Here is an 11,722-nt window from a genome sequence, read left to right on the forward strand (position 1 = left end):
ACAGACGAGCTTTACGACCTATACGATGAACCATGCGGCGGTGAGCGGGTCGCGCTGCGACTCGTGCCACAACGGGTCGTATACGTCGCAAGGCACGAAGGGGGCGTTGGGTTCGGCGTCCTATGCCGGGCATGTGGCGACGGCGGGCCGCGATTGCGGAACCTGCCACACCAAGGCGGCGCCCGGCTTCACGACCTGGGCGGGCGCGACGTATGCGCATTCGCCGTCCGACACGAATTGCTCGAGCTGCCACAACGGGACGACGGCGACCGGCAAGACGACGCCGCCGCACATCCCGGTGGCGGCGAGCGTGCAGTGTTCGAACTGCCACTCGAATACGGCGACGAGCTTTACGACCTATACGATGAACCATGCGGCGGTGAGCGGGTCGCGCTGCGACTCGTGCCACAACGGGTCGTATACGTCGCAAGGCACGAAGGGGGCGTTGGGTTCGGCGTCCTATGCCGGGCATGTGGCGACGGCGGGCCGCGATTGCGGAACCTGCCACACCAAGGCGGCGCCCGGCTTCACGACCTGGGCGGGCGCGACGTATGCGCATTCGCCGTCCGACACGAATTGCTCGAGCTGCCACAACGGGACGACGGCGACCGGCAAGACGACGCCGCCGCACATCCCGGTGGCGGCGAGCGTGCAGTGTTCGAACTGCCACTCGAATACGGCGACGAGCTTTACGACCTATACGATGAACCATGCGGCGGTGAGCGGGTCGCGCTGCGACTCGTGCCACAACGGGTCGTATACGTCGCAAGGCACGAAGGGGGCGTTGGGCACCGCTTCTTTCCCAAGTCATGTTCCGACGAACGGCAAGGACTGCGTCGTTTGCCATGCGTCTGCGAGCACTGGAGGCTATGTGAGTTGGTCAGGCGGGACCTACACGCATGCGGCGACGGATACGAATTGCATCAGTTGCCATAATGGGTCCACCGCGCAAGGGATGACCACGCCGCCGCACATACCGACCGGAACGATCCAATGCAGCGGCTGCCACAAGAGTTCGTCGGCAAGCTTCACAACGGCTACGATGAATCATACCGTCGTGACTTCAATTCGCTGTGATAGCTGCCATAACGGATCCTACAGGAGCCAAGGCGCCCAAGGGAAGCCAGGGGACCATCCGAACACAACGATTGATTGCGGCTGCTGCCACACAAGCACGTCGGACTGGGACCCGCGAAAATCTCCGGGCACCTGCACGACGACGGCCAAGAGCCTTCTACCAATCCGTGGCGCCGTGCCGAACCTGAGGTCGGTCCTTGGGGCGCTCACTGGTCAGACGCCGGCGCCGTTCACGCGTGGTTCACCACTTGGCCCAACGACGCTGACGCCGTCGCCGTTGCAACCTTCGACCGGAACGCCGGCCACTGCGCCCACGACCGCGCCCGTGACAATGGCTCCGCCCATAGCAATGCGTCCGACCACCTCAGGAATCGTCATGCCGAACATCATCGGTATGAGGTCATCGGCGGAAGGATCGAGATTCGATCATCTGACGGCGAAGGGCCCCTGCGCCGCCTGCCACGACGGCAGAACCGCGATGGGCAAACCACCGAGGCATATTCCGACGACGGCGGCGTGCGACGCCTGCCACAAGAGCACGGTGACGTTTGGGGGCGCCCGTTTCGATCACGCGGCTATCGCGGCGTCTTGCGCGAGTTGCCACGATGGCCTGAAGGCGACGGGCAAGCCGGCGAAGCATGTTGCGACGACGGCGCCCTGCGAAACCTGCCACAAGAGCACGGTGACGTTCGGCGGCGCCATCTTCGATCACACTGGCGCGACGGCGCCTTGCGCGAGTTGCCACGATGGCGTGAAGGCGACGGGCAAGCCGGCGAAGCATGTTGCGACGACGGCGCCTTGCGACACCTGTCACAAGAGCACGAAGACGTTCGGGGGCGCCCGCTTCGATCACGCGGCTATCGCGGCGCCTTGCGCGAGTTGCCACGATGGCTTGAAGGCGACGGGCAAGCCGGCGAAGCATGTTGCGACGACGGCGCCCTGCGAAACCTGTCACAAGAGCACGAAGACGTTTGGCGGCGCCATCTTCGATCACACGGGCGCGACGGCGCCTTGCGCGAGTTGCCACGACGGCATGAAGGCGACGGGCAAGCCGGCGAAGCATGTTGCGACGACGGCGCCTTGCGAAACCTGTCACAAGAGCACGAAGACGTTCGGGGGCGCCCGCTTCGATCACGCGGCTATCATGGCGCCTTGCGCGAGCTGCCACGATGGGATCAAGGCTCCGGGCAAGCCGGCGAAGCATATTGCGACGACGGCGCCTTGCGACACATGTCACAAGAGCACGGTGACGTTCGGGGGCGCCCGCTTCGATCACACGGGCGCGACGGCGCCCTGCGCGAGTTGCCACGATGGCATGAAGGCGACGGGCAAGCCGGCGAAGCATGTTGCGACGACGGCGCCTTGCGACACATGTCACAAGAGCACGGTGACGTTCGGGGGCGCCCGCTTCGATCACACGGGCGCGACGGCGCCTTGCGCGAGTTGCCACGATGGCATGAAGGCGACGGGCAAGCCGCCGAAGCATGTTACGACGACGGCGCCTTGCGACACATGTCACAAGAGCACGAAGACGTTCGGGGGCGCCCGTTTCGATCACGCGGCTATCACGGCGTCTTGCGCGAGTTGCCACGACGGCATGAAGGCGACGGGCAAGCCGCCGAAGCATGTTACGACGACGGCGCCTTGCGACGCCTGCCACAAGAGCACGGTGACGTTCGGGGGCGCCCGTTTCGATCACGCGGCTATCACGGCGCCTTGCGCGAGTTGCCACGACGGCATGAAGGCGACGGGCAAGCCGCCGAAGCATGTTACGACGACGGCGCCTTGCGACGCCTGCCACAAGAGCACGGTGACGTTCGGGGGCGCCCGTTTCGATCACGCGGCTATCACGGCGCCTTGCGCGAGTTGCCACGACGGCATGAAGGCGACGGGCAAACCGGCGAAGCATGTTGTAACGACGGCGGCGTGCGACGCCTGCCACGAGAGCACGGTGACGTTCGACATCGTTCGGCCGAGCTATCGCGGTCGAGGAATGTGATGTTCATCATGCATATTTCGGAGTGTGCTTACTCCGGTAACTGCGCGAGCGGTCATTCAATGAACGCCGCATAGTCGTTGCTGAAGACGCAATAAATCTTTTCAACTCGCGCCGCGACGAACCGCCTATGTTTAAGCTACAATTCAGCCTAATGCCCCAATTTTGCATTACAAAAAATCGCCGGCATCGAGCTTGATTCGAGCGTCGGCGCCTGGGAGTGCGTCTCCCAATTTTCATCGTCCCAATCGTGCTGTTTAGGGCCGCCGCGCGACGGTCAGCGAAGTTCATTCTGCTTAACATCGTCATCGAGAATGCGCGTCATGAAACGAATCTGAATCATCATGAAACGAAGCTGAATTTGATGATGAAGAAATCGAGCTTTCGACGAATGGGAGTCACATTTGCGTCCACAAACGCTTGTGTTTGGTTAGTGCGTACAAGGTGCTAATTCGATCCTAAGGGGGCGGATGCATATAAGCGGATTTCATCGTCGGCTTCTCGCGCCGCTTGCCCCTTTCGTTCTCTTGGCGACGACGCTGGCGGCGAATTTGTCGTACGCAGAGCCCGTCATTGACCAACTTGCTTCTGGCGCGCGGGTAAGTGCGACGAACGGCTGCGCTTTGTTGATGGTGTATTTTCATGTTCGCGTTCGCTATATCGGCCACTTCCCACAACAACACGGCGAAGAGCTTCGAATTTCGCTGCAGCCCATTGACCCCTCACTGCTCGGGCAATTACGGCAGGTGCGGCGTGAAGGCGTCCTAGTCGACGACGCAAGTCTTGCGGGCATACAGGCCGTCACTGTGACTCTTGACGACGCTGCCGCCGTCGGCCCGACTTTGCGAATTCAATTCAATCGCCCGGTCACCTATGACGTCGGGCAGTTTGGGAGTTTTGACAGCATTGCCGTAGCGCTTCCACGGCCTGGCTCTTCGGCGACCTGCAAGGTCAGCGACTTTGCGAATTCCAATGCGGTTTATCCCAACGGGGCGGCGAGAGATACTACGCCGACGGCTTTTTCTAACCGCTCGAAACAAGATGCGGGGGGTAGCGTTTCGGCAGCGAACATGAAGTTCATTGAGGCGTCGATGGATGAAGCGCGCTACGCGATCAAGAATGGCCGCTACAGTGAGGCGATCGCGCTATTGCAGAAAGTTCTGAAATTTCCTGAGAACCGATATAGCGCCGATGCGCAGGAAATGCTGGGTGAGACGAGGCAGAGGGCCGGTCAAATTGCGCAGGCGCGCGCGGACTTTGAAGACTATCTGCGGCGGTATCCGAACGGAGATGGAACGGCGAGAGTCATGCAGCGCCTTGGGAGGCTCTCCGGTGGGGGCAATGTAACGCCTTCGAAAGCGGACGGAAGCGTGGGGGCGGAACCACGGAGGGACTTGGGCGGCATTGCGGACCGTAAGGATCTATCGACTTGGTCAATGTCCGGGAGCATCTCAAGCTTCTATATTCGGGACGACAGTTATAACACTCTGAAAGACATCTCGATCGCTCCAAACCCAATCGCGGATCCCGATGCTCACCGTCTCCATCAAGATACGTTCCTAACGAATTTTGACCTTTATGGAACGATCAATAGTGATCAGCTCAAGACCAAAATTAAGATCGCCGGCTCCGACGAGCATCGCCTCCAACCGGATGTGCCCGACACGGATCGCTATGGCATATCGACCGCCTATATCGAAACGACGTTGAAGGAAGCAGACGTTACAGCGCGCGTTGGCCGGCAGACGCGCAATACGGGCGGCGTGATCGGCCGTTTTGACGGCGGCGTCGTGAGCTGGCAGGCCAATGACATGTTCCGCCTGAACGCCTTGGGTGGCGCCACGAACTGGAGCCGATACGATGCTCCTTTCAAGGATGGCCGATATCTTTACGGCGCGAGCATTGATATCTCCAAAGTTGTCGACGGCCTGGACGCAAGCGTATTCGCTATTCAGCAAAATGATCGGTGGCTACTAGATCGACGCGCGGTCGGCGCCGAGTTTCGATATTTCAATAACAATAAAACCGCGCTCGGGATGATTGACTACGACGTTCACTTTCAACGTCTGAACGCAGCGGTGTTGTCCGGCTCTTGGACGTTCGAGGACAAATCGGTGCTATCTGGGACAATCGACTATCGGAGAACTCCCTATTTATCGAGTTGGAATGCGCTTCAGGGACAACCCTTTCTTACGCTTTTTGATATGCTGAAGTTCAATACTCAGGACGAAATCAGGCGCTACGCGATCGATCGCACGCCGGTATTTCAATTCGCAACGGCCAGCTATTCACGACCGCTCAACGACACCTTTCAAGTCAATGTGGATGCAACCGTCACGCGGTTGAGCGGCACTGCGCCCTCGGGAGGGGTTGACGGCATCCTGCCAAGCGGCACGGAATACTACTTTTCGGGTCAGCTTCTTGGCACGAGCGTTTTTAGGCCGGGCGATATATTTTCGGGAGCCATGCGCTATGCAAATCTCGCCGATTCGCACGTCTACTTCGCTGATCTGAACTTAAGTTATCCCTGGAACGACGATATTCGAATCAGTCCGCGGTTCCGTGCCGGCTATCGCGATGGCAAGTATATTCCGCTTAAAGAAACGACGGTCCTTCCTTCGCTCCTGATTGACTATAGGTGGATGAAACATCTGTGGCTGGAGTCGGAAATTGGCTCCAAATGGATCTGGAGCGACGCTGCGGGAATCAGGTCGACGACTAAGAATTTGTACGTAACACTTGGCTTGCGTTCTGATTTCTCGACCGATGGAATGTATCGGTGCGCGGGACGACTGGCGCCGTGCTCCGGCGTGCTGTTCAGCGCTCCACAGCCCGACGCGCAGGCAGTTCACGATCGACTCTACTATAGCGATTCGCCGCCTAATTCGGAAGCTCCGCCTGTCACGCCAACGTTTGTCTTGGAAGGCGGCGCTAGGTACTGGCGAAACCGAGGCGACAACCGCTACGATTATTTTGCCGACCAAACGTCAACGACGAGGGTGTCCAGACTTTCCTATGCGAATTTGACTTCCAACTCCGGCGAATTCTTTTTCCGCGCCGACGCGCGCCGTGGGCTGATCCGCAATATCTTCCTAAAAGGCTATATAGGCGCCGGTAGGATTGGCGGCGGCAGGCTGTATGATGAAGATTTCCCGCCGTTCGTGAACCTCTATTCAAAGACAGTAAGCGATAGCTCGGGCAAGTTGCGCTACGGCAGTATCGATATCGGCTACAATATCTATACGGACCAGCTGTTCCGCCTCGGCGCATTTGTAGGCTTTCTCAGTTGGTTTGAGGCCGTCAATGCGAACGGCTGCACCCAGGTCGGTTTGAACTTCGCGTGCATTCCGCCTTTGCCGCGCTCGCTGCGGCTTATCACAGAGCGGGACCGGTGGAGCTCATTTCGTATTGGCGCAATAGTCGATTTCAATGTCACCGAACGGTTGAGATGGACAGGCGAAATAGCGCTGACTTCCACATCGCAACGGGCGCAGGATACGCACTACTTCACGTTTGGCGATGATCCCGCCAAAGGCCGCGGAGGCGGATTCCAGGCGGAAACGGCGATGAAATATCAAGTAACCGACAGTCTAGGTATTGGCGTAGGTTTACGGTGGTGGCATTTCAACACTCACGCTGTCGACTTATATGGCCAGCTTCTAAAATATCGCACCGATCGGTACGGTGTATTCGCACAGGCAAGCTATCGGGTGAACTGGGGAGATTTCCTCATCGATCAGAACGACACGCCTTAGCCGAGGAGCGCATATTTATAGTCGCGTCCGCGCTCTAGGCTCGGGATTCATAACCAGTAGCCCTGCGGCAAGGCAGACTGCAGCGAGGAATTTGGCGGCGAGGCGATCGTATCGCGGCGTGATCCTGCGAAAGTCTTTCAGGACCGAACATTCGCTCGATGGCGTCGTGGTTGCGATAGAGGAAAGGCGAGAAGCAGTTCTTCCACTTGCGATTGGTTTTGGGCGGGATGTTGGGCATGGCCCCTCCGGCCCCGACCTGTCGGTGGATGGCGTCGCTGTCGTAACCCCCGTCGGCGTGCAGGATCGAGGACGGCGGCCATTGCTCCAGCAAGAGCGCGTCAGCCGTTCAGTCGGCGACGTGTCCGCCGGTCAGCAAGAATGCGATCGGACGACAGTCGACATCGGTCAGCACATGGATTTTCGTGGTTCGTCCGCCGCGCGAGCGACAAATCGCCTGATTGTGTTCCCCCCTTTTGATTCCGGATGCGCAGCGATGCGCCTTGACGGCCGAACTATCGATGAGAACTTGTGCGGGCGGGCCGCCCGCCGATGCGAGCGCACGGAAAATGTCGACCCGCATGCCTTTCACCGACCAGACGAAACGATTGTAGAGCGTTTTGCGTGGCCCATAGACTTCGGACGCATCGATCCGGCGTCCGCGCCGGACTTAAGCACATGCACGATCCAACTGATGACCCTGCGGTCGTCGACGCGTGGCTTGCCCCGAGTACCGGTCGGCAGAAGTGGCGCGAGCCAGGCGAACTGGTCATCTGTGAGCCAATAGAAATTGCGAATCATAAGCGGCTTCCTGTCGGAAGCCCTGAATCACAAATTCGAAACGATGAAAATCTTTATGGGTCCGGCGCCTAGCCCATTCGATATCCCATGCCACGCACCGTGCGGATGGTATTTCGGCCGAGTTTTTTGCGTAAGCGAGCGATATAGACCTCGACGGTATTCGAATCACGCATCGTATCAATCGAGTAAATGTGGTCCATGAGTTCGTTCTGTGAAACGATCCGTCCTGGCCGGTACATCAGATAATTGAGAATTCGAAATTCAAGAGCCGTTAGTTCGACGTTGGTGCCGGCCTTTCGAACCAAGCCGCAATTCGCATCAATTTCGATGTCAGTATGTAATAAAATCGAATTGGACTTGCCACAGGAGCGCCGCAGCAACGATCGCAGCCGAGCAATCAGTTCTTCTAGCTCGAAGGGTTTTTCGATATATTCATCCGCGCCGGCGTTTAGGCCCGTAACCCGATCTCTCCAGCCGACTCTTGCTGAGATAATCATCACGGGGAAATCCTGACCGGATGCCCGCCATCGCCTCAGCACCTCAAGGCCCGGTAGTTTTGGAAGACCAAGATCAAGAATTGCTGCGTCATAAGAATGGCTTTCACCCAACGCCCATCCTTTCTCTCCGTCAGCGGCGAGATCGATGACGAAGCCCGCTTCGACGAGAACTCCTTTAATCCGGTCAGCCAGGGTGGCGTTGTCTTCGATCAACAGAATACGAATATTTGCCTCCCTTTAGAACTAAGGAATTGCGGGTGACAGGGGGCGCGAAGGCGAACGATCGCAACCCAAGCGTTGTGGGCTTATTGTCTTAATCCGAGCTCTTGTGCTGTCGTCACGATGCGTTTGCGTTCTGCTGTATCCTCTTCAAAAACCTTGAGCGCTTTTTCGAGCGTCTGTTGTGCCTTGTTCTTGTCGCCCAGAACGGACCGTGATCGGATAAGCTTGATCCAACCATCAACGTCGCGAGGCGATTGTTCCAATCGATCTTCAAGTGAGTCGACCATGCGTTGAATCATTGCAGCGCGATCGGATGGCGCCAGCGTCTCGGCGCTGCGAATGTCTTCTGGCCGCGGCCCTCTATTGGTCGTCGACTCGGGGGGCATCGACGGTTCCGTGCGTCCCGAGATTGTTGTGCCAAAGGAGCTCTTAGGATCGCTCATAGCAGTTGGCGTTTCGCCGACACGATCGCTGTCCTTTGCGCCTCCGATTTTTTGTTTGAGTTCCAGCGACAGGGGATCGTTGGGATCGAGTTCGCCAAGCAGGTCGTTCCATTGCTTAAGTGCGGCGCTCTTGTCTCCGCCTTGGTCAATGGCCAGTGCCTGAAAATATCGGGCGCGCAGGTCTTTAGGATGGAGTTTGATGGTCTCCTCCGTCGACTCCTTGGCTTCGGGCGTGACCACACCGTTCGCCGCACGGATCAAGGCATCCGTGCGGGCATTGCGATAGTCGGCTGAGTTGGGATTAAGTTCGATCGCTCTGGCATAGGCGGCGGCCGCCTCAGTGAAATGATCCGTGCTGTAATAGGACCAACCGAGTGTCCGCCAACCTTCTGAGTCTTTAGGATTGCGCTGCAGGCGCGTCACAAGCCTTTGGATCATCTCCTCCACCGGCGGGAGCGGCGGTTCAGCACGCTTGCTTGGGCCTCCAGTCGGCGCTGCGGCGGAAGGCGGTAAAGGAATGTTCACTTCCGCCACTTTGTTCGCTGGTTTTTCGACCAGCCTGGTCACTGTAGGCTCCAGCGTGGCGAACGACGTCGCCGCATACGGCTCAAGGTTGGCGGTCAGCGCGAACAAACCGACAGCGCCGAACACCACGACGCCTGCGACGCCGATCGCTGCGAATGTCCGTTCGCCACTTGAGAGCATGGGCAGTGCGGAGTCATCGGTTTCTCTGGCGGCCAGCATCCTGCGCTTGATTTCGGTTTTGGCCGTTTCCGCCTGCGAGGCGTCGATCAGTCCCAGCGCGGCCTCGTTATCGACCTCCTTCAACTGATCCCGATAGACGGCGACGTCGCTCGAGAGGCCGTTTTGACGCCAGTCAAGGCGCCGAATAAAGGGCGCCGATACAAAAACCGCCGCGATCGAAGTCATGACCGTCAAGATAAACCACAGGATCATTTTGACCCTCTTTTATTGAGGAGCGCATCGAGGCGCGCTTGTTCACTTGCTGATAGTTGTGGCGCTTCGCCAATTGGCTGAATTACGGCGCGCCGGCGGAGATAGCGGGAAAAGCTGATGAGCGCGAACAAGAGGAACAGGACAGGCCCAGCCCAAAGCGGAAGCGTGTTCAATTGCATCGGTGGTTTGAGCAGAACGAAATTGCCGTATCGTGCGACGATGTAATCAACAGCCTGTCGATCGCTGTCGCCGGCGGTAAGGCGTTCGCGCAGCAGGACTCTCAGATCATGCGCGAGCGGCGCATTCGAGTCATCGATGCTCTGGTTTTGGCAGACGACGCAGCGCAAGTCCTGGCTAAGAACTCGCGCGCGCCCTTCGAGCGCTGGATCGCTCAGCATTTCACCGGGCGTGACCGCATGCCCCGGTGCGACACCGAGGCCAAGCAGAATGAACATGGCGATGAAAAAGAAATGAAGCGCTTGGTTTTGGTGGTACCGGTCCAGAGTGAGCTTCCGACGGCGTTGAATCTCCTCATGCCGTCGAACTAACTGTCCGCAACGCGTATTCGCTAGGCCGAACATTGACAAGAGAAAGGACAGGTCATCGGTCGGATGCGCCTGTTTGGCTATTTTTGCCTGGCGATCTCGCACCCTCGCCAACTCGGCCACGTTGCTCATTGCTTCGCTCACTGCGCAGCGAGTTTGATCTCGGGATAGGTGCAGCGCTTTTCGCTTTTCTCGTCGACGTGCAGATCCACTGGCTGCTCGACAAAGGGGATGCCGAGGGTCTGCCAGACGTCGACCGCCGCCTCGACCAGTTGCGCGATATGCTCTTGCGTGTGGCGCGGAGTCGGCGTGAGACGCAGGCATTCCGAGCCCCGCGCCACGGTCGGATAATTGATCGGTTGAATATAGATGTGATGACGCAGCAGAAGCATGTCGCTCGCCGCCTTGCAAAGTTCGGCGTTGCGCACCATCAGCGGCACGATATGCGAATCGTTTTCCAGCACGGGCAAGCCCGCTGCCCCGAGGGCGTGCTTGGTGATACAGGCGGCGCCTTGATGCGCAGCGCGTAGATCGGGGCGTGCCTTCAAGAGCCGCACGGCCGCGCAGGAGGCGGCCGCGACCGCCGGCGGCAGAGCTGTCGTGAAGATGAACGAAGAGGAGTAGCTGCGAATGGCGTCAATCACTATGGCGTCGCCCGCGACATAGCCGCCGAGCGTGCCGAAGCCCTTGGCCAGCGTGCCCTCGACGACATCGATCTGGTCCATTACGCCGGCCTGCTCGCAGATGCCGGCCCCGTGCGGACCATACATGCCAACCGCGTGAACCTCGTCGATATAGGTCATCGCGCGATAACGCTTGGCGAGCGCGACGATCTCGGCAACCGGCGCGATGTTGCCGTTCATGGAATAGAGGCTCTCGAACAATACGAGCTTAGGACGTGGACCAGCGGCCTTCAGCAATTCCTCAAGATGGCCGAGATCGTTATGGCGGAAGATTTTCTTCTCGGCGCGCGAACGCTTGACGCCCTCGATTATCGAGTTGTGGTTGGACGCGTCAGATAGAACGAGACAATTAGGCATAAGATCGGCAATCGTGGAAATTGCCGCCAGATTGGAAATCCACCCCGACGTAAAAACGAGGGCGCGCTCTTTGCGGTGCAGCTCGGCGAGCTCACGCTCCAGTTCGACGATAGCGTGGCTGGTGCCGGAAATATTGCGGGTGCCGCCCGCGCCGGCGCCGACCTTGGCAGCCGTCTCGATCATCGCGGCGATGACGTCCGGATGCTGCCCCATGCCAAGATAGTCGTTGGAGCACCAAATCGTGACGTGCTGCTTGCCGCCGTCAGGCCGATGCCAGACGGCATGCGGAAAGGACTGCGCATCGCGCTCGAGGTGGACGAAGACCCGATACCGACGTTCTTCGTGCAGACGCTCGACGGCAGATTTAAAAAAACGCCGATAGTCCATGCGAC

Annotated in this window: 5 protein-coding genes and 2 pseudogenes; 2 read left to right on the plus strand and 5 right to left on the minus strand. The window is 58.8% G+C overall.

The genetic code is table 11. From position 1 onward, the window contains the following. Together FEV16_RS11180 and FEV16_RS11185 are read left to right on the plus strand one after the other, a co-directional pair. A pseudogene (locus FEV16_RS11180) lies at window positions 1–3,076 on the plus strand (hypothetical protein); the annotation flags it as partial. 467 nt (window positions 3,077–3,543) lie between these two features. After that, window positions 3,544–6,828 carry a tetratricopeptide repeat protein gene (locus tag FEV16_RS11185; RefSeq protein WP_138167722.1) on the plus strand — a complete coding sequence of 1,095 codons (3,285 nt, stop codon included), beginning with the start codon at window positions 3,544–3,546 and terminating at the stop codon, window positions 6,826–6,828. 15 nt (window positions 6,829–6,843) lie between these two features. Here the strand turns inward: FEV16_RS11185 and FEV16_RS11190 are convergent. The 5 genes and pseudogenes from FEV16_RS11190 to hemA all read right to left on the minus strand — a co-directional run bounded on the left by FEV16_RS11190 (window position 6,844) and on the right by hemA (window position 11,717). Beyond that, window positions 6,844–7,626 (minus strand): annotated as a pseudogene (locus FEV16_RS11190) (IS5 family transposase). Window positions 7,627–7,694: 68 nt separating this feature from the next. Next, window positions 7,695–8,348 carry a response regulator transcription factor gene (locus FEV16_RS11195; RefSeq protein WP_138167723.1) on the minus strand — a complete coding sequence of 218 codons (654 nt, stop codon included), beginning with the start codon at window positions 8,346–8,348 and terminating at the stop codon, window positions 7,695–7,697. Between the two features lie 80 nt (window positions 8,349–8,428). Then, window positions 8,429–9,745 carry a c-type cytochrome biogenesis protein CcmI gene (ccmI, locus tag FEV16_RS11200; protein ID WP_138167724.1) on the minus strand — a complete coding sequence of 439 codons (1,317 nt, stop codon included), beginning with the start codon at window positions 9,743–9,745 and terminating at the stop codon, window positions 8,429–8,431. After that, the gene (locus FEV16_RS11205; RefSeq protein WP_348639986.1) at window positions 9,742–10,422 is read right to left on the minus strand and encodes a cytochrome c-type biogenesis protein; all 681 of its coding nucleotides are present in this window, start codon (window positions 10,420–10,422) and stop codon (window positions 9,742–9,744) included. The genes ccmI and FEV16_RS11205 overlap by 4 nt, the downstream gene beginning before the upstream one ends. Window positions 10,423–10,430: 8 nt before the next feature. Further along, window positions 10,431–11,717: a 5-aminolevulinate synthase gene (gene hemA, locus FEV16_RS11210; RefSeq protein WP_138167725.1), complete on the minus strand. Its 1,287-nt coding sequence runs from the start codon at window positions 11,715–11,717 to the stop codon at window positions 10,431–10,433. Window positions 11,718–11,722 lie beyond the last annotated feature (5 nt).

Origin of the sequence: Methylocystis sp. B8, from assembly GCF_005771425.1 — a bacterium.
Classification (GTDB): Bacteria; Pseudomonadota; Alphaproteobacteria; order Rhizobiales; family Beijerinckiaceae; genus Methylocystis.

Coding starts and splice junctions, on each gene's coding strand:
- FEV16_RS11185 (WP_138167722.1), top strand. CDS start 3,544: ATGCATATAAGCGGATTTCATCGTCGGCTTCTCGCGCCGCTTGCCCCT.
- ccmI (WP_138167724.1), bottom strand. CDS start 9,745: ATGATCCTGTGGTTTATCTTGACGGTCATGACTTCGATCGCGGCGGTT.
- FEV16_RS11205 (WP_348639986.1), bottom strand. CDS start 10,422: ATGAGCAACGTGGCCGAGTTGGCGAGGGTGCGAGATCGCCAGGCAAAA.
- hemA (WP_138167725.1), bottom strand. CDS start 11,717: ATGGACTATCGGCGTTTTTTTAAATCTGCCGTCGAGCGTCTGCACGAA.